Annotated in this window: 16 protein-coding genes; 12 read left to right on the top strand and 4 right to left on the bottom strand. The window is 44.3% G+C overall.

Going from position 1 to position 18,756, the window contains the following annotated elements; all coding sequences use genetic code 11:
* Nucleotides 1-320 precede the first annotated feature (320 nt).
* From fdhF to LSG31_RS02705, 3 genes are all read left to right on the top strand, one after another.
* Nucleotides 321-3,311 carry a formate dehydrogenase subunit alpha gene (gene fdhF / locus LSG31_RS02715; protein ID WP_347437878.1) on the top strand — a complete coding sequence of 997 codons (2,991 nt, stop codon included), beginning with the start codon at nucleotides 321-323 and terminating at the stop codon, nucleotides 3,309-3,311.
* The gene (locus LSG31_RS02710) at nucleotides 3,290-3,781 is read left to right on the top strand and encodes a helical membrane plugin domain-containing protein (RefSeq protein WP_347437877.1); all 492 of its coding nucleotides are present in this window, start codon (nucleotides 3,290-3,292) and stop codon (nucleotides 3,779-3,781) included. The genes fdhF and LSG31_RS02710 overlap by 22 nt, the downstream gene beginning before the upstream one ends.
* 90 nt (nucleotides 3,782-3,871) lie before the next feature.
* Nucleotides 3,872-4,279: a phosphate-starvation-inducible protein PsiE gene (locus LSG31_RS02705; RefSeq protein WP_347437876.1), complete on the top strand. Its 408-nt coding sequence runs from the start codon at nucleotides 3,872-3,874 to the stop codon at nucleotides 4,277-4,279.
* A 72-nt stretch (nucleotides 4,280-4,351) separates the two neighbouring features.
* On the opposite strand, the gene LSG31_RS02700 is transcribed toward LSG31_RS02705, so the two are convergent.
* Both LSG31_RS02700 and LSG31_RS02695 read right to left on the bottom strand, forming a co-directional pair.
* Complete coding sequence (locus tag LSG31_RS02700) at nucleotides 4,352-5,170, bottom strand: hemerythrin domain-containing protein (RefSeq protein WP_347437875.1); 819 nt, start codon at nucleotides 5,168-5,170, stop codon at nucleotides 4,352-4,354.
* Nucleotides 5,171-5,243: 73 nt separating this feature from the next.
* Complete coding sequence (locus LSG31_RS02695) at nucleotides 5,244-5,447, bottom strand: hypothetical protein (RefSeq protein WP_347437874.1); 204 nt, start codon at nucleotides 5,445-5,447, stop codon at nucleotides 5,244-5,246.
* A 282-nt stretch (nucleotides 5,448-5,729) separates the two neighbouring features.
* On the opposite strand from LSG31_RS02695, the gene aspD reads away from it, so the two are divergent.
* The gene (gene aspD / locus LSG31_RS02690; protein ID WP_347437873.1) at nucleotides 5,730-7,361 is read left to right on the top strand and encodes an aspartate 4-decarboxylase; all 1,632 of its coding nucleotides are present in this window, start codon (nucleotides 5,730-5,732) and stop codon (nucleotides 7,359-7,361) included.
* 57 nt (nucleotides 7,362-7,418) lie between these two features.
* Nucleotides 7,419-8,006, top strand: a complete 588-nt coding sequence (locus tag LSG31_RS02685; RefSeq protein WP_347437872.1) for a helical membrane plugin domain-containing protein — start codon at nucleotides 7,419-7,421, stop codon at nucleotides 8,004-8,006.
* A 128-nt stretch (nucleotides 8,007-8,134) separates the two neighbouring features.
* Here the strand turns inward: LSG31_RS02685 and LSG31_RS02680 are convergent, their stop codons facing one another.
* Entirely contained in the window at nucleotides 8,135-8,350 is a 216-nt protein-coding gene (locus LSG31_RS02680) for a hypothetical protein (protein WP_347437871.1), read from the bottom strand.
* A 292-nt stretch (nucleotides 8,351-8,642) separates the two neighbouring features.
* Here LSG31_RS02680 and LSG31_RS02675 point away from each other — a divergent pair, with 292 nt between their 5' ends.
* Nucleotides 8,643-10,634, top strand: a complete 1,992-nt coding sequence (locus LSG31_RS02675) for a methyl-accepting chemotaxis protein (protein ID WP_347437870.1) — start codon at nucleotides 8,643-8,645, stop codon at nucleotides 10,632-10,634.
* A gap of 124 nt (nucleotides 10,635-10,758) precedes the next feature.
* Here LSG31_RS02675 and LSG31_RS02670 read toward each other — a convergent pair whose 3' ends face one another.
* A complete protein-coding gene (locus tag LSG31_RS02670; RefSeq protein WP_347437869.1) occupies nucleotides 10,759-11,316 on the bottom strand; it encodes a shikimate kinase in 558 nt (185 codons plus the stop codon).
* Nucleotides 11,317-11,668: 352 nt separating this feature from the next.
* Between LSG31_RS02670 and LSG31_RS02665 the strand changes: the two genes are divergently transcribed.
* From LSG31_RS02665 to LSG31_RS02640, 6 genes are all read left to right on the top strand, one after another.
* Nucleotides 11,669-12,463, top strand: coding sequence for an IclR family transcriptional regulator (locus LSG31_RS02665; RefSeq protein WP_347437868.1), 795 nt, complete (start codon nucleotides 11,669-11,671; stop codon nucleotides 12,461-12,463).
* On the top strand, nucleotides 12,453-13,292 hold the full coding sequence (locus LSG31_RS02660) for a citryl-CoA lyase (RefSeq protein ID WP_347437867.1): 840 nt from the start codon (nucleotides 12,453-12,455) through the stop codon (nucleotides 13,290-13,292). Before LSG31_RS02665 ends, LSG31_RS02660 begins: the two co-directional genes overlap by 11 nt.
* 81 nt (nucleotides 13,293-13,373) lie before the next feature.
* Nucleotides 13,374-14,096 (top strand): type I 3-dehydroquinate dehydratase, encoded by a 723-nt coding sequence (gene aroD / locus LSG31_RS02655; RefSeq protein WP_347439425.1) that lies wholly within the window; start codon nucleotides 13,374-13,376, stop codon nucleotides 14,094-14,096.
* A gap of 1 nt (nucleotide 14,097) precedes the next feature.
* Entirely contained in the window at nucleotides 14,098-15,096 is a 999-nt protein-coding gene (locus LSG31_RS02650) for a zinc-dependent alcohol dehydrogenase (protein WP_347437866.1), read from the top strand.
* Nucleotides 15,093-16,868: a thiamine pyrophosphate-binding protein gene (locus LSG31_RS02645; protein ID WP_347437865.1), complete on the top strand. Its 1,776-nt coding sequence runs from the start codon at nucleotides 15,093-15,095 to the stop codon at nucleotides 16,866-16,868. The genes LSG31_RS02650 and LSG31_RS02645 overlap by 4 nt, the downstream gene beginning before the upstream one ends.
* 344 nt (nucleotides 16,869-17,212) lie before the next feature.
* Complete coding sequence (locus LSG31_RS02640) at nucleotides 17,213-18,505, top strand: MFS transporter (RefSeq protein WP_347437864.1); 1,293 nt, start codon at nucleotides 17,213-17,215, stop codon at nucleotides 18,503-18,505.
* The last annotated feature ends 251 nt before the right edge of the window (nucleotides 18,506-18,756 follow it).

The following is an 18,756-nucleotide window of genomic DNA, read 5'->3' as shown; positions in this document are numbered from 1 at the left end:
GACGGAAAAGTGAAAACTCGCTATAATAGTGCTGAAATTACTGGACAGCCACATAGTCTGTCTGGGACGAACGGATTTGTTGGCAGGAACCTGTCAACGGTTATTCGATCTCAAGACTAGCAATGGCGGATTGGTATATTGTACGTTTGTGCCCAATACTACTCCACCATAAAACGATAGACACAATTGCATGTGAAAACATGTGTTTGTTTTGTGTCGCGCGTTTTATGGTGGAGTTTTTTGTTTTGTTTAAAAACGCACGAATCTTTGCTTAAAAAACGCACGGATTGTGTTTCTTCAGGAAAGGGGACTTTGAAGTCATGAATTCCATTACGTCTTCGAAGGGTGTTTTGATTACAATCGATGGACAATCGATGCAGGCGGAAGAAGGCAAAACGATACTGCAAGTCATTCTCGCTCAGGGGCTGGAGCACCCGCATATTTGTTACGAACCGGATTTGGGACCCATTCAAACGTGCGATACCTGCATCGTCGATGTCGATGGCCAATTGATGCGTGCATGCTCCACTCGGATTGCACCGAATATGAACATTCGTACCGCATCCGAACGTGCAAAATCGGCACAACTGGAAGCCATGGATCGAATCTTGGAAAACCATATGCTGTATTGTACGGTTTGCGACAACAACAACGGAAACTGCAAAGTGCACAATACGGCTGAACATTTGGAAATTGAACATCAAAAATATCCTTATAAGGAAAAACCGTATGAAGTGGATCTGTCACATCCTTTTTATCGATACGATCCGGATCAATGTATTTTGTGTGGTCAATGCGTGGAAGCTTGTCAGGATTTGCAGGTCAATGAAACATTGTCGATCGACTGGGAGCGCGACCGTCCGCGGGTGATTTGGGACGATGATGTCCCTATCAATGAATCTTCCTGCGTTTCATGCGGACATTGTGTCACCGTCTGCCCATGCAATGCGCTGATGGAAACATCCATGCTGGGACAAGCCGGTTTTATATCCGGAATCGAAAAAGATCTTCTGAATCCAATGATCGATCTCGTGAAAGAAGTGGAACCTGGATATGGCGGGATTTTTGCCATTTCCGAAGTGGAAGCAGCCATGCGGGAAACCCGTACCAAGAAAACAAAAACCGTTTGCACGTTTTGTGGAGTCGGATGCAGTTTTGAGGTTTGGACAAAGGGACGGGAGATTCTGAAAGTTCAACCTACATCCGATGCGCCGGCTAACGGAATTTCTACATGCATCAAAGGAAAATTCGGCTGGGATTTCGTCAACAGCGAGGAACGTCTCACCAAGCCGTTGATCCGCAGAGGCGACCATTTTGAGGAAGCCACTTGGGATGAAGCTCTTGATCTCATCGCAAACAAACTTGGCGGGATCAAAGATCAATTCGGCGGGAATGCGATTGGATTTATTTCGTCCTCAAAAGTCACGAATGAAGAAAACTACCTGATGCAAAAACTTGCCCGCCAAATTTTTGCAACCAATAACGTGGACAACTGTTCGCGCTACTGCCAATCTCCTGCAACTGACGGATTGTTGCGCACCGTCGGCTATGGCGGCGATGCCGGCACGATTCAGGACATTGCCGGCGCGGGACTTGTCATCGTCGTCGGTGCTAATCCGACAGAAGGGCATCCGGTTTTGGCGACTCGAGTCAAGCGGGCGCATAAGTTAAAAGGGCAAAAATTGATCGTTTCGGATTTGCGCAAACACGAAATGGCGGAACGGGCCGATCTTTATATTCATCCCAAACAAGGCTCGGATCATGCATGGATTGCAGCTGTTGCCAAGTATATGATCGAGCAGGGATGGCATGATCAGACATTTATTGAGGAACGGGTCAGCGGCTTTGATGTGTTTGTCAAATCCATTGAAAAATACACGCTGGACTATGCGGAGAAGCAGACAGGGATTGCAAAAGAGCACCTGATTCAAATAGCTGCGATGATTCATGAAGCAGATGGAGTTTGTGTCTTGTGGGGTATGGGCGTCACGCAAAATACCGGCGGTAGCAATACAAGTGCAGCCATCAGCAACTTGTTATTGGTGACCGGCAACTACGGACGCCCGGGCGCCGGCGCATATCCTCTGCGCGGGCACAACAATGTACAAGGAGCATGTGACTTTGGCACGCTTCCGGCATGGCTGCCTGGCTATCAGCATATTGCCGATGATGCAGCGCGCAAGAAGTTCGAGCTTGCGTGGGAGACAAGCATTCCCGCAAATCCAGGTCTTGACAATATCCAGATGCTGCAAGCGATCGAAGCGGGTGAATTAAAAGCGATGTATTTGATGGGAGAAGAAATGGCATGGGTTGACTCCAATGCCAACCACGTTCATGATGCGCTCTCCCGGTTGGATTTCTTTGTGGTGCAAGACATTTTCCTGACCAAAACGGCACAATTCGCCGATGTCGTATTGCCGGCAGCACCGAGTTTGGAGAAGGAAGGGACATTCACCAATACGGAACGGCGTATCCAGCGGCTGTATCAAGTGATGGAACCAATGGGTGAAGCGAAACCGGATTGGTGGATTCTGCGGGAGGTAGCAAACCGTTTGGGAGCCGGCTGGAACTATCAATGCCCCGGTGACATTATGGATGAAGCGGCCGTATTGTCTCCGATTTTTGCCGGAGTCGATTATGCCCGTCTGGAAGGCTGGGATAGTCTGTTGTGGCCTGTTGCCAAGGATGGAACAGATACACCATTGTTATACACGGAGCGGTTCAATTTTCCGGACGGGAAAGCCCGCTTGGCTCCCGTGGAATGGATTCTTCCCGTGCAAATGCCGGAAGCATATGATTTGCTTTTGAATAATGGCCGTCTGTTGGAACATTTCCATGAAGGAAATATGACAAACAAATCCAAAGGCATTCAACATAAGTTTCCGGAAGTGTTTGTGGAGGTATCGCCGGAGTTGGCCGATGCACGCGGCATTGCGGAGGGAACATTGGTGCGTCTGGAGTCTCCATATGGAGCGATTCGGGTTCGGGCAGTCATTACCGATCGCGTGCAGGGAAATGAGCTCTATTTGCCTATGCATTCCGTCAGTGATCAGTCGGCTGTCAATCTTCTCACGGGTACGGCTACAGATCAGAATACACATACGCCGGCGTATAAACAAACAAAAGTACGGATGCAGGTGATAGAAAAAAGCGGAAAGAACCCGCTGCCGAGAATCAACCCTCGGTATGCCAAGCGACATCCACAAGCCGGTGTTGAAGTCTATCGGAAATGGGTGCGGAAAGACTATCGGCCGCTGGTGGACAAGAATTTTGAAGGAGGTGTGAAAGAATGGCTCAACCAATCACGCTAATTCGAAAACATCTTCCTGACGAACAGGAATTGCAACAGGAATCATTGGAACAAGTAATTTCCGATATCGCCGAACATGGGAAAGCTATGCAAGAAACGATTCATTTGCTGCATGAATTGCATAAAAGCGGATTGTTGGAAGCGGCAACCGCACTTTTGGAAGCGAAAGAAACGATTGCAAAGATCGCCGTCGGGCAATTGTCAAAGCCGAATGTGACAAACATATTGAATCATTTGCTGGGGGCAGCCGATGGCCTTGGACAAATTGATCCCGCGACGACAAAAAAGGTGGTTCAGGGTTTGGCGCGCGGGCTTGAACGAGCAGGCGAGCATGTGGATGATGATAAGAAAATGGGGATGTTTGATTTCTGGAAATATTTGCGCGACCCTGATATCAATCGTGCCATTGCCTTTGGATTGCATCTTTTGAAAGGACTGGGGGAAGGGTTGGAAACAAAAATTCGCTTGTAAGAAACACAAGTTTATTTTTGAACATGCCGTGATGCATGTCGTGATGGGAAACGCGATTCAACTATGATGATACGATTGGAGAGTACAAGCGTGTGGCGGATCCAGATGTTTGCAAATTTTTTTCAAAAATTGCTAAATGCATCGTTGATCGGTTTGGGGATCATCTTATGTTATTTTCTTTTGAATGAACTGTTCTACATTCTGAAGGAAGCGTTTAACCCGGGAGATGTTGAACATGATGTGCTGGAACGAGTCTTGGTGTTTTTCCTGTACTTTGGGTTTATTTCAATGATTGTAAAATATTTCAAAGAACATTATCATTTTCCCTTGCGATATTTGATTTATATTGGAATAACGGCAACTGTGCGTTTTATTATCGTAAATCGGCAGAACGTGTATGAAAATCTGATATTGTCTATCGTTATACTTGTTTTGATGTTGAGTTATCTCATGCTCACACCCAAATTGTTTTTAAATCGGGTCAGAGATGAGGGCTAATGTACAAAAAACAACCCGTATTCACGGCAACGTGGTACGGGTCTCTTTGTTTTTCTTACTTTGTTTTTCAAACTATTCGCCTTTTTCTTCATTGACCAAACGGGCCACGTTGTCTTTATCCTCTTCCGACATCACACCGCTCGCCATCGGGAACAGTACATTGTCTTCTTTGATGATGTGTGGTCGAAGGACACCTTCCAACGCGGAATATGCCTGTACAACATCTGTTTCATCACCTTGCCCATTTTGCAATTGCTGCAGTTTCTTTTGCAATTGCTGATGGTTATCCCGGATGATTTTATGCTCTGCCAGCATGACAGCGATCGGACCGGCAGTTGTACCGATATATTTTCCGAGAGCGGGAAAGAGATATTCCTCTTCATAGCGGAAATGTTTGTTTAATTCTTCTTCGACCATGCGATCCACCAATGCATATGTGTCTGCTTCGTAGCCTTCTGCCGCTTTGTCTAATATTTGCAAAAGTTCCGCATGTTCCTCGACAAATGACCACAATTGCGGCGATACCGCTTTTTTCACATGTTCTGTAGACATTCTTTCATGTGTTGGCGGTTTTGCCGTTTGCGGTTTCAGGATGGAGTGGGCGCTCGGGCTTGGCGTCAGCACCAGCACGACAATGCTGTCTTCCAATGCCGTGATGGAATGTTCAATATTCTTCTCCAGGCTGATCATTTCTCCGCTTTTTAACACAGCTTCTTCGACAGCTTGAAAACGAATGTTTCCTTGCGGGACAAAGACCAGAATATCGCTTGACGTTTTATGCTTTTCCAAAACTTTCCCTTTTGGAAAGGAGAACTGAACTACTTTTGAATATCCGTTATCCAATAACGGTTTGATAAATGAATCGGAGAATTGAAACGCAAATGTTTTCATTGGATTCGCCTCTTTTGTTTTTTTTGATGTGTATATTCATACTTTCCTTCTACAATCGCTTGAACTGGCTTGATTATTTGCTTTGTTCCTGCAATCGTTGGTTGATTTGCTGCAACAGTTTCAATTGTTGTTCTTGTACTGCTTCCATTTTGTTCAATTGTTGTCGCAAAGATTCAATCGAATCAAGTTTTTGCTCCAATCGATGTATCTGTTCCTGAATAGGTGTCAAAATCTGACCCAAAATCTCACCTAAACGTTCTTTGCGGTCATCCGTCATAGTTTATCCCTCTTTACTTTTGGTATCGAGATATCATAATTAGTTTCTCCGATCTCTTCTCTAAAAGCATACCCGAAATGAAGCATTCCCCTTGTGGAATTTGTCACAGTTGTCCGCGTTCTTTTATAGATTTTCCGGGGAATCATGAATCATCAAACCGGTTGCATATCTTTTACACTTCGGGCGAATACTGAGAAACAGCTTAGAAGCTTAGTATGACTGTTCTGCGGACTTTTTTGTAATATGATGTCCGTCTATGCCGTAAAAGGAGTTGTATAAGGTATGAGTCCCGATCTGATGCAACGGCGAAACATGCAACGTTCATACGAACAAATCAGCCCGTTCGAGTTTAAAAATAAGTTGATCAGCCTGGCGAAAGGCAAGGAGAAAAAAAGCACGCGGATCTTGCTGGATGCCGGTCGGGGAAATCCGAATTGGATCGCGGCAACACCGAGAGAGGCTTTTTTTGCACTGGGGCAGTTTGCCGTGCAAGAAAGCCGCCGTGTCTGGAATGAGCGGGATCTTGCCGGCAAACCAGGCAGAAAAGGGATGGCCGAGCGATTTGATGCGTTTGTCAAGGCTAATCCCGACATTCCTGGCGTGAAACTTCTCAAGGATATCACCAAATATGGAGTCAAGAGTCAAGGATTCCGGGCAGATGAATGGATATATGAATTGGTGGATGGAATTATCGGCGATAACTATCCAGAGCCGGATCGTATGCTTGTCCGCATTGAAAAAGTCGTTCATGATTTCTTGATTCAGGAACTTTGCGGCAATGACCCCGGCTGCGGTCCTTTTGACATATTTGCCGTCGAAGGTGCAACGGCAGCGATGTGTTACATTTTCGATACATTGCTGGAGAATTACCTGCTGAATCGGGGAGACAAAGTTGCCATAATGGTTCCGGTCTTTCCGCCATATCTGGAAATTCCTCATCTCCATCGCTACAATTTCGATGTTGTCGAAATCAAGGCAACTGGAGTCGATGAAACTGGCATGCATACGTGGCAGTATCCGCATTCGGAGATCGAAAAACTTTCCGATCCGTCGATTAAAGCACTTTTTCTGGTAAATCCCAGTAATCCGCCATCTGTCGCCATGGCACCGGAATCTGTTCGGCAACTGATTGACATTGTAAAATACTGCAATCCCGATCTTATGATTATATCGGATGATGTATATAGCACATTTGTTGATGATTATCGCTCACTTTTGGCAGATCTCCCCTATAATACGGTCGGTGTATACTCGTTTTCCAAATATTTCGGCGTCACGGGCTGGCGTTTAGGAACGATTGCCGTTCATCAACATAACGTGTTTGACCATTTGTTGAAGCAATTGCCCGATGACAAAATTCAAATTTTGCGGCAAAGATATGAATCCCTTACACAGCACCCGGATGAATTGCGGTTTATCGACCGGATGGTGGCAGACAGCCGACAAGTGGCTCTCAATCATACAGCCGGCTTGTCGACGCCACAGCAGGTGCAGATGGCCTTGTTTTGCGCATTTGCGCTGCTTGATGAGGAGAATCAATATAAAACATTGACAAAGGAAATTTGCCATCGTCGCATGCGGCTTCTTTATGAAGGCCTTGGATTGCCAAAGCCCAACCTTCCGTATGATGCCGATTACTATACGGAATTCGATTTGGAAGAGTGGGCAAAACAGAATTATGGCAAAGAATTTACTGATTTCTTACAAAAAAACTACGAACCGGTAGACATTTTGTTCCGTTTGGCTGAGAAATCTTCGATTGTATTATTAAATGGCGAAGGATTTCACGGCCCTACCTGGTCGATCCGCGTTTCTCTCGCCAATTTGGATGATGACGCATATGCGCAAATTGGTCATGAGTTGAAGCGGGTTTTAGAAGAATATACAAATGAATGGCAACAGTCAAAAGAGTGACGATCGCACAAAAAACCGGATACAGCGGGATGGAGGTCCAGAAAGCAGGTGTTCTGAATGTCAAATATAGCTGCAACAACAAATCGGGAAGAATTGCTCCGATTATTGGAAAATGATGAAATCAGTCATGCGTTGCAGACCGCACTCGAAAAGCTTCCAAAATTTATGGAACAGTATTCTGCTATGGAAAAAACAGTGGGTGTTTTTCAGGAAATCACAAAATATCGGACTTCAATCACAGATCTTGTGACGGAATTCAGTTCACTCGGTACATCACAATTGCCGGAAATTACGATAGGAAATGAAACATTGGAAGCAATCGCGACATTCATTAACAAATTGCCGAAGATTGCAGAATATCTGACAGTAATGGAAGAACTGATGGATCTTGCACAAACGGTTTTATCCGATAAAAAGACAATGGAATTTATGTTCAAAGGTGTTCAAAGCATGACGGAACCGATGCAAACCAAAATCAAAGAAGGAATTTCCTTGGTAGAAGAAGCAAAGATTCGCGCAAATGCTGATTCATCCACCATGTCAATTTTTTCTGTCATGAAACTTCTGAAGGACCCAATGGTTCAAGAGGGATTGAAATTTACAAAGGCGTTTCTGGAGGTAGTGTCCGAAAGAAAGAAAACTTGAAGTGTTGAAATGTTCAAAGCACCTCCTTGCCACACGTGAATGTGGTTGGAGGTGCTTTTTGCATGCGTTGCAGAGGATTTCATGTTTTCGATTAAGGGTGATTTTGATTATTAGGTACTACTGCAGCATTAATAATATACATCTGACACATCATCAAACTCGTAGCCCAACCCGTCTGCTGCAGACGAAAAGGAATTGCTTTGTTGGGAGCGCGGAGATGAGTGTCCCAATCGCGCCGCCAATTCCGCCAGCTCTTCCATTTTCACCTTATTTGCCATTCCTGCCTGTGCGGATGCTTGATCGGCACTATCAATCCCTGATAAATCGATGTCCTTGTTTTCCATTTGAATCAAACCCTCCTTGACCATGCAGATTTCGAATCATGCTGCGTAACAGCTGATACGCTTTCTCCATTCGTTTTATGGCCGAGAAACCAGAAGCGTATCTTTCTTAGTATTCGTGTATTGATCCGCGTTATCCATATGTCTTTATGATGAAGAAATCCAGAGGCAGAAAAGCGTGTAGCTGTCTAGGACAGACGTTAAAAACTAATATTCATTTTGTAGCATCCCTGTTAAAATAAGTTTTGTCACTTAGTAGAAAGATTACTAAATTTTTAAAAAATGGGGTGTGCAAGTGAATTTTATTAAACAGAGTTTCAAATTGCGTTTGATGATTCTGCTATCCATGATTCTTGTAATACCATGTATAGCGATTGGTGCATTTTCCTATCAGTCCGCAAAACATGACGTGAAGGATCAGATGCTGAAATCAGCATCAGAAAATGTACAAATTCTCAATGATTCCATTACAGAGTATATGAAAGCGAAAATGCAGGATGTAGATATTCTGGCCAAGGAATTAGCTGCATCTCCTATTACCTCAATGAATGGAACCAATGTAGGACAAGATCCGGCTGTTCGCAAACAATTGGATTTGTATCAAAATGCGCATTCCGAGATCGAACTTACGTATATTGGAACAGATACCGGTCTGTTTATAGGTTCTCCGGCGGATAAAAAAAATCCACCGGATTATGATCCGCGAAAACGCCCTTGGTATCAACAAGCGATGCAAAACAAAGGCAATGTAATTATTACAAGCCCATATAAATCACAAGCAACTGGGAATATGGTCGTTACGATTGCAAAAGTTACGGAGGACGGACACGGAGTAGTCGCAATCAACGTAAATTTAAATACCATCGATCACATGACGAATAAGGTGAAAATAGGAACAACCGGGTATATCTATATTCTCGATAAAAACAGCAATTCAATCGTCAATCCCACTTACAAACCAGGGGAACCCATTCATACGGATTGGGCAAAAGCAACCTTTCAATCCCCTTCTGGAACCTACTTGTATCGTTTTAACGGTCAGCCAAAGGAAGAGGTATTTGTCACAAACTCTTTGACGGGGTGGAAAATAGCTGGGACGATGTTTGAAAATGAATTTTCGGATGCAGCGAAATCCATTTTATATAACACAATCGTTGTTACACTTTTGTTTATGGTTTTGGCTATTCTGCTTGTGTATTTCATCACGAATTCTACAAGCAAAGCGATAAAACAAATCGTTCGTATTTGTGAAAAAGTAACGGAAGGCGATCTTACGGAAATCATTCCAGTCAAACGGCAAGATGAGATTGGAAGACTCGCACATCGTTTTAACCAAATGATTGAATCATTGCGGCTTGTTCTTGCGCAAGTCGACGAAGCGGCGGGACAATTGGCTTCTTCATCGGAGGAGTTAACTGCAAGCGCTGAGCAGACAAGCCGTGCGACGGAGCATATTGCCACAACCATGCAGGAGCTTGCCGCCGGTTCGGATCAACAAGCGAGTCATTCCAACGAGGGATCCATCATTATAACGCAGATGTATGGGAATGTTGTTCATATATCGGAAAATGCGCAAAATGTCACATCGTCAGCGAATCATGCAAGTGAAGTGACGCAAAAAGGAAATCGGGCGATTCAGACTGCCAATAATCAGATGAATGCTATAAACAAAAAGGTTGGAGAAACAGCAGAAGTCGTCAGAACATTAGGCGAATACACGCAACAGATTGATAAAATTGTAGAAGTTATCACGGGCATCGCAAGTCAAACCAATTTGTTGGCGCTCAATGCGGCGATTGAGGCTGCTCGTGCGGGGGAGCAGGGACGCGGTTTTGCCGTTGTCGCAGATGAAGTGCGAAAACTTGCAGAGCAATCGGCGCATTCTGCAGGACAGATCAGCGATTTTATAAAAAAGATACAAGCAGAGTCAACAAACGCAATCCAGGCGATGGATGAAAGCATACATGCAGTAACAGGAGGAATAGCGGTAGTCAATGAAGCCGAAACTTCCTTTCGTGAAATTCAGGAAGCAATCGGTCATGTAACCGCACAAGTCGAGGAAATAACAACGGCGGTTGAAATGATTACTACATCGACAGAAGGCGTGGTACATAAAATCGTTGCCATTAGTGAATTAGCTGAAACTGGCGCAAATGGAGTTCAGACGGTATCAGCAGCATCCCAAGAACAATTGGCTTCGATGGAAGAAATTACTGCTTCCTCGGATCATTTATCGAAGATGGCGGAAGAGTTGAAAATGCTGACGGAGCGATTTAAAGTCGTATAAGTATAGAAAAATTTTTGAAAAGGTCGTAGAGATACATATTTTTCTCTATGACCTTTTTATCTTATATCCAAATATTCTTGCCAACTTGTTTGAATGTGTTGCTTGTCATCCAAAAGAGGATTTTTTAATCGACCTGTGGTTCATAAAGCTCCCAGGCCAATTTTAATGAATCTGTAATATAATCGGCGATCTCCTCGGCATCTAAATTGTCCGTAGTAAATTTTGAATTATGAATGGAGTATATTTCGCGCCTTTTGTGAAAAAGCTCTTCGATTTCTTCAAGATTGCGTCCCTGTAGTACCGGTCGGCTGTCAATGATTAAGTTTAGCCGTTCTTTCCAACGCTCCCAAGATATATCGAGGAAGAAAATAATGCATGTGGACAAACAAATGTTTCGAATTTCCTCTTGTAAAAAGGCACCTCCACCCAAAGAAATAACCTGCAATCTTTTTTGGCAAAATTTTTCAACATAATCTCTTTCTTTTTTACGAAAAGCTTTTTCTCCAATTGTTTTAAATATTTCTGATGTCGGCATTTGATATTCGTTTTCGATTTCTTTGTCTATGTCAATAAAATCCCGGACGAGTTTGTTCGCAACAAGTTCGCCGATAGTCGTTTTTCCTACACCCATAAACCCGATAAAAGCGATATTTCTTTCTCTAAGTGGTATAACAGAATTCATCTTGCAATCACTCTCTCCAATTTTTCAAAATACGATATTCTTGTATACATTTTAATGTACCAAATTTCCTTGAAAAAGTGGTGAAATAAAATTTGAAATTTTCAAACAAGGCAGCCCAAAAAAATGCAGATCTTTATTTATTCAGAAACTTGATTTACATAATCTTTGAAATGAATTGAAAAACTAATGACAACAAGTGATTGAGAGAATATCGAATGAATGTTTCGACAATTCTCTTCTTATATAACTATTGCATTTTGATAAATTGTTGTGTAGAATATTCTCAATAGATTCCGTTGCATGTAATTCAATTCCGACTGATGGAATACAAATGAATTAGGGTGGATGAAATATGGGCGAAGTTGAAATGCTTAAAAAAAGTAAGGATAGCGATTCTCTACGGACAGTACAACGTGCGTTAGATATTCTGAACTGCTTTTCTTTGCAAGAAACAGAATTAACGCTAACGGAAATTGCCAATAAGATATCGTTAGCCAAGTCAACGACAACAAGACTGCTAGGAACGTTGGAGCAAAACGGATTGATTAAGAAAAACCAGGAGACCCTAAAATATAAACTTGGAAGTCGTTTATATTATTTAGGATACATTGCTGGAAAGTCAATTCAAATCCGAGAAATTTCCCATCCGTTTATGAAAAAATTAAGAGATGAAACAACGGAAACAGTGAATCTATATCTATTGGAAAATGAATTTCGCGTTTGTGTCGACCAGTGTGAAAGCGTTCAATCTCTGCGCCACCTAGTTAAAATTGGCGAACGGCTTCCGTTGTGGGCAGGTGCCGGCGGCAAAGTGCTTTTGGCTTATCAGGATCGGGAATTTCAAAAGCAAATCTTTCGTTATGTTGATTCAGAACAACGACTGCAGAAGTTGCAAAGTGAACTAAGTGCAATAATAGAAGAAGGGTACGCATCAAGTCAAGATGAAAGGGAAGTTGGTTTATCTGCGATTGCTGCCCCGATTTTTGGCGTTGATGGTGAAGTAAGCGCTTGTATTTCGGTGTCTGGTCCTACTCAGCGATTTACTCCTGACGTGATGGAACGTATTAAAGTGAGTTTGAAACAGTGTGCTTCCGGCATATCTGAACATAACGGTTACATGGAAAGGAAGGCCGCAAATGAAAAATAGAAGTGCGCTCGATGCATATTCCAATGGGGCAGTTTGGTGGGATACTGCGATCAGCGATATCAAAAAAAACAGCATCGTCTTGCGGGGATTTCCCATTGAAGAGTTGATAGGAACTATTTCGTACAGTCAAATGCTGTATCTGCTTTTATGTGGAGAAGTATTGAGTGAAAAGAAAGCGCGTTTATTGGAATGCGTGCTTGTCGCTGGCGCCGATCATGGTCCGCGGGCGCCTTCCATTGCAGCGGCAAGAATGGCGGCAACTTGCGGTATTTCTTTTAATTCCTGTGTAGCTACAGGTATTAACGTTTTAGGTGATGTCCACGGCGGGGCTGCCGAGAAAGCAATGAAATTATTCTATTTGACAAATTCCATTCTCGAGGATGATCTGCAGCAAAGCCTTTCTGACGTAGTCAATGAGCAATTGAACAGACTGGAAAAAGAAAAAGAAAAGTTGCCGGGATTTGGCCACCAACTGCACGATGATGATCCGCGCGTGCGCAGACTGTATCAGCTTGCACAAGCTTTGATTGACGAGGGAGAGATTTCCGGTCAATATTTAAAAATGGCGGAAGCATATCGAACCCTCTTGGAAGAGCGCAAGAAGAAAAAAATAACAATGAATGTGGATGGCGTCTCGGCAGCGATTCAATGCGAATTGGCAATTCCCGCAGAAGCTGCCAAAGGAATCTTTGCTTTATCACGGGGGATGGGAATTGTCGCACATGCATTCGAGGAATTGCAAAACGGTGTTTTAATAAAAGGTCCATGCCCGAATCGCGAAGATTTGGTCAGATATTCCGGCCCTTCTATTCGCCATTTGGAAAAATAGGTGTTCGAATATGCGTATAAGAAAAAATCCGGTCCACAAAACGTATTGAGGTGAGATATAGTGACAGATGGCAAACAACCGATGATTTGTACGCCGTTAATTGGAAAAGATCAGGACGCCTTGGTAGGAGAATTGACAAAAGTGATTCCTAAGCAACCGGATCTCATTGAATGGCGTGTGGATTTTTTTGATGGGATTGCGAACGTCAATGAAGTGATGGACGCAGCGAAACGAATTAAGGAAATTGCGGGAAACACTCCGATTCTTTTTACGCGACGCTCACACAAAGAGGGTGGACAACCTATTTCTCTATCAGAAGATGAAGTAGTTGAATTATATACAACTGTTTGCGCGAGTCAAACGGTAGATTTGATTGATTTTGAATTAAGCAACAACCCGGAGCATTTTCAATATCTGCGCAAAAAATCACTTGAAAACGGTATACAGATGGTTGCATCCTATCATAACTTTCAATCGACTCCGAGCTCGGATGTTATCGTTCAAAAATTGACAGATGCTGAGCGCGCAGGTGCGGATATCGGGAAAGTGGCTGTCATGCCGAACAGCCTGGAAGATGTCCTCACTCTTTTACATGGGACGCTAACAGCCAAAAGCAAATTAAACATTCCGGTCATAACGATGTCGATGGGCGGATATGGTTCTTTGACCCGAATGTTTGGCGGGGCATTTGGTTCCGCGGTTACATTCGCAGTCGGTGAAAATAGTTCTGCGCCGGGACAAATCCCGATTGAAGATTTAAAGACAGTTTTGACTATTGTGCAACGATCGATGGGTGGGAATTAAGATGTTGGAATTATATTTGAACAATCCAAATGACATGGAATTAAGAGAGGTAGAATCTCTGCCTGCTCCTACAGGCGATGAAGTCAAGATTCAATTAATCTATGGAGGGATATGCGGATCGGACTTAAGCGTTTTTCGGGGCAAGATTCCGTATGCATCCTATCCGCTCCGACCGGGCCATGAATTGTTGGGCACGATTATTGAGACAGGGGAAAGCGCCAACTATAGAATCGGAACAAGGGTTGTAGTTCTCCCGAATACGTTTTGCGGCGAGTGTGATTTGTGCTTAAAAGGGAGAACGAATATTTGCCGTCATAAGCAATCGATTGGCGTCAATGCAAACGGCGGATTTTCCCAGGAATTTGTGATTTCATCCAAATATGTCCTGCCGGTTCCCGACGATTTGCCTGATGAAAAAGCGGTGTTAATTGAACCTTTTGCCGTTGTCGTACATGCTTTGAAAAAGGTTAGCATCACGAAAGATACTACAGTCGCTGTCGTCGGCTGCGGTAACGAGGGGATGCTGGCCGTTGCATTGGCGAATTATTTGGGCGCTCGTGTAACAGCAATCGACATTAATCCATTGAAGCTTGAATTGGTGAGAAGCCTCGGGGATATACGAGCAATCCACCCGCAAGAAATAAAGGATCAAACATTTGATGTCGTAGTCGAAGCGGCGGGTACAAAGGCATCGATTGAACAAGGCATGCAGCTCGTGAGCCCTGGCGGCGCCATGATTTTAATCGGCATTACACAGGAAGCGAATTTGCCTGTTGTACATGTTGTCAGAAGTGAAATCACATTATATGGAACGATCATTTACAATTTCCCGTCTGATTATTTGCAGACCATTGAATACTTGCGTAATAGCGAATTTAATGTAGCGCCTATCGTTTCCAAGATTATGCCGTTTACAGAATATCAAAAGGCGTATGAAACCGCTCTATCTGGAGATTTTGGGAAGATCATTTTGAATTTTAAGGAGGCTCCTGGCCAATGAAAGATTTAATCTCGCATCAACTGGTGAAGTATCTGGAAGATCGGGGCGTTGAACACATCTTTGGGCTTTGCGGCCATACGAATATTGCGGTATTGGCTGCTTTGGAGAAAAGCTCCATCCAGTTTATCAATACGCGCCACGAACAAATCGCCGCACATGCGGCCGACGGGTATGCCCGGGCGAAAAAACAAACGGCTGTCGTTTTGAGTCACTTGGGCCCTGGTTTGACCAATGCGGCCACAGGCGTTGCCAATGCGGCCTTGGATTCCATTCCCATGGTCGTGATCGCAGGCGATGTCCCCAGCCACTATTACGGCAAACATCCACACCAGGAAGTCAATCTGCATGCGGATGCATCCCAATACGAAATCTATCGTCCTTTCGTCAAGCGGGCGTGGCGCGTGGATCGTCCGGATCTGTTTCCTGAGATTCTCGAAAAGGCGTTCCAATTGGCGGAAAGCGGAAGACCCGGTCCGGTGCTCGTCGATGTGCCCATGGACATCTTTTCCAAAGAAGTGGATGTGGCGCTGTTTGAACGGTTGAAGCATCATACGAAAACGATTCAGAAACCATCGATCGATGAGGAAACCGCCAAACAAATCATTGAAAGACTCTCCAATGCCAAATATCCGCTCATCTATGCGGGCGGCGGCGTCATGCTGGCAAACGCGGCGGAAGAGCTGCGGGAGTTTGTCGGGCATCTTGGCATTCCTGTGGCGTATTCGGTGATGGGCAAAGGCGCCGTAGCGGATGATCATCCGTTTGCATTGGGCATGACCGGATTCTGGGGCACACAGTTTGTCAACGACAAGTGCCGGCAGGCGGATTATATTCTGGCGCTCGGCACGCGGTTTGCGGAAGCGGATTGCAGCTCATGGGAACCGGAGTACACCTTCCATTTCCCGCCGACGAAGTTGATTCATATCGATATCGATGCGAACGAAATCGGCCGCAACTTCCCTGTGGAAATCGGAGCGGTGGCAGATTTGAAACAGGCCTTGACGGTTTTGAATCGCGTCGCCAAAGCGATGGTGCCGCAAGGCATGCAAAAGGAAGCATTAAAACAAGAAATTGCTTCCTATAAAAAAGAATTTACAGCCAAGAATCATGTGCATATTGAAAATCCTTCCTTCCCCATGCGGCCGGAACGGATTTTGCAAGAGGTGCGCGAAGTATTGCCGCGGGATGCGTATATCACCACAGACGTGGGCTGGAATAAAAACGGAGTCGGACAACAATTCCCGATCTATGAAGCGGGTACGATCTTGACACCCGGCGGATATTGCACGATGGGATTTGGAGCGCCGGCCGCATTGGGAGCGAAAATTGCCCAACCGGAGAAAGTGGTCGTTTCCCTCGTGGGCGACGGCGGGTTCGGACAAAATCCTGCCGTGTTGGCAACCGCTGTGGAAGAAAACATACCGGTGATCTGGGTGATCATGAACAACTCCGCATTCGGCACGATTGCAGGCCTGGAAAAAGCCCATTACGATACCACATATGGAACCGTATTCAAGAAAGAGGGGCAATCCTATTCCCCCGATTACGCCAGCATCGCCAAAGCGTATGGGGTGGACGGAGTCAAAATCCAGTCGGCCGAGGAATTTAAACCTGCGCTGCAGCGGGCGATCGCATCCAACAAGCCGTTCGTGATTGATGTCGCGATGTTAAATGAGCCGGTTCCGACATCCGGACACTGGAATATCTTAGATATTTACTCGCCCAATGAGAAAAAATCCCATGTCAGTACAGACGAATTTGTACGTCTTTAAGCGAATTTGCCAAAAGATTAAGCAGAATTTCTTGGAGGACATTGCAATGGGACGTTTGCCACTAGTGGTATAATTAATTGCCATAATATTTAAATAATAAAAGAGGATGTTCAAAAAGTAGTCAAAACTCCACGGCGGATTGCTTTGCCGAATCCCAAAAAGGCTTACTCATGTACCAAACACGTACATTCCGTCGCCTTTTCGTGCTTCGGCTTCGCACTCCTTGTGTCTTACTTAACCACTTTTTGAACACGCACTAAAAGCAAAAAACCAAAGAATATCTAAAGATTTGTACAATGTGTACGAATGAATGAAAGTAAAATTTTCGGGGAAGGTGAAATTACATGAAAAAACATCGGTGGTCGATGGCAATCTTAATTGCTATTGGCGTCATCGTCAACTATTTTGATCGTACGAATATTTCTGTGGGAATGAAGCCAATCGCACAGGAATTTCATTTGAACGCGATTCAGATGGGGATTTTTTTATCTGCGTTTGCATGGTCATACGCTATTCTTCAGATTCCTGTAGGCAGCTTGCTGGATAAGATAGGGGTCAAATGGATAACGCGGGTAGGAACGATCATATGGACGATCGCCTGCATGTTGACTGCAGTAGCGAATGGATGGGGATTAATTATAGTATCGAGAGTCTTATTGGGTGTCGGAGAAGCACCATATTTCCCAGGGGCTGCAAAGGCAATGAGTCATTGGTTTCCGCGCAAAGAACGGGGAATGGCCATATCTGCCTATGATGCGCAGTCGAAATTTTCCAATGTAATTGGTGCGCCATTGATAGCCTGGATAGTTACCCAATGGGGATGGCGCGGTGGCTTTTATGCAACTGCAATTCTCAGTCTTCTATACGCCATTGCATTTTGGTTGTGGTACCGTGATCCACAAGAAGATAAACGATTGACAAAAGAAGAGTATCAATACATCCTCGAAGGCGGTTCACAGAGTGCAGATGAAGCATCTGGCAGTGTAATGGAAAATATGCGTTACCTGTTGACAAAACGCAAGGTATGGGGCGTATTCATTGGATTTGCAGCATATGGATATTCCTGGTTTCTCTTCCTGACTTGGCTTCCAGGATTCCTCGAAACACAGATGCATATGTCGGTATTGTCATCTGGATGGTACTCGGCGATCCCATGGCTTGTGGGTACAATCACAGAACTTTTCTTTGGCGGTTGGCTCGTAGACCGACTTGTCAACAAGGGTTGCGATTCAACGCGCGTACGCAAAACAACTTTAGTGATCGGGATGCTCTTTGGTTTGTCAGTCATAGGTGCGGCGTATACAAATAGCCCGGGTATTGCAGTATTTTGGATTTCAATGGCGCTTGGCGGCCTTGTGGTTACTTCGGCGATTGCCTATAGTATCCCGACATTTATTGCCCCAAAGGGAACTGTGGGCACTTTATTGGGCATTTTAGCCTTTGGAAACAATGCCATGGCAATTGTGGCTCCAATCATTACGGGATTTATTGTACAAGCAACAGGATCTTTCATGTACGCATTCCTTTTGGCAGGAGTTATGATAATCATTGGAATTCTGGGGTATGTGTTCCTGCTTACTGATTTGGAACCGATTGAAGAACCTACTGCCACAATGGAATCTAAACAGGTCGCCTGAAAAGGACAAAAGGACAGGCGTGTGATTGCAAAGTGCCTGTCCGTTTCTAAATGATGCGCAGTGTTTCAATCCCTTTAACCAACCTCGAATTTTTCGTGAAACACAACCTTTTAAGCGGTTGAAATAGCAGACGCTATAAAGGTATATATGAAATACGGCGTTGAAATCAGAATTGTTATTTTTTATAGACTATTGCAAATTATAAAACCATAATGTAAAATTATTTTAACAAGTTCCAATGAGAGTAATCA

The organism is Fodinisporobacter ferrooxydans (assembly GCF_022818495.1).
In the GTDB taxonomy this organism is placed as follows: domain Bacteria; phylum Bacillota; class Bacilli; order Tumebacillales; family MYW30-H2; genus Fodinisporobacter; species Fodinisporobacter ferrooxydans.
This window is presented reverse-complemented; position numbering and strand designations above follow the sequence as displayed.

Coding starts and splice junctions, on each gene's coding strand:
- LSG31_RS02700 (WP_347437875.1), bottom strand. CDS start 5,170: ATGAAAACATTTGCGTTTCAATTCTCCGATTCATTTATCAAACCGTTA.
- fdhF (WP_347437878.1), top strand. CDS start 321: ATGAATTCCATTACGTCTTCGAAGGGTGTTTTGATTACAATCGATGGA.
- LSG31_RS02685 (WP_347437872.1), top strand. CDS start 7,419: ATGTCAAATATAGCTGCAACAACAAATCGGGAAGAATTGCTCCGATTA.
- LSG31_RS02645 (WP_347437865.1), top strand. CDS start 15,093: ATGAAAGATTTAATCTCGCATCAACTGGTGAAGTATCTGGAAGATCGG.
- LSG31_RS02640 (WP_347437864.1), top strand. CDS start 17,213: ATGAAAAAACATCGGTGGTCGATGGCAATCTTAATTGCTATTGGCGTC.
- LSG31_RS02680 (WP_347437871.1), bottom strand. CDS start 8,350: ATGGAAAACAAGGACATCGATTTATCAGGGATTGATAGTGCCGATCAA.
- LSG31_RS02670 (WP_347437869.1), bottom strand. CDS start 11,316: ATGAATTCTGTTATACCACTTAGAGAAAGAAATATCGCTTTTATCGGG.
- LSG31_RS02665 (WP_347437868.1), top strand. CDS start 11,669: ATGGGCGAAGTTGAAATGCTTAAAAAAAGTAAGGATAGCGATTCTCTA.
- LSG31_RS02660 (WP_347437867.1), top strand. CDS start 12,453: ATGAAAAATAGAAGTGCGCTCGATGCATATTCCAATGGGGCAGTTTGG.
- aroD (WP_347439425.1), top strand. CDS start 13,374: ATGATTTGTACGCCGTTAATTGGAAAAGATCAGGACGCCTTGGTAGGA.
- LSG31_RS02710 (WP_347437877.1), top strand. CDS start 3,290: ATGGCTCAACCAATCACGCTAATTCGAAAACATCTTCCTGACGAACAG.
- LSG31_RS02650 (WP_347437866.1), top strand. CDS start 14,098: ATGTTGGAATTATATTTGAACAATCCAAATGACATGGAATTAAGAGAG.
- aspD (WP_347437873.1), top strand. CDS start 5,730: ATGAGTCCCGATCTGATGCAACGGCGAAACATGCAACGTTCATACGAA.
- LSG31_RS02695 (WP_347437874.1), bottom strand. CDS start 5,447: ATGACGGATGACCGCAAAGAACGTTTAGGTGAGATTTTGGGTCAGATT.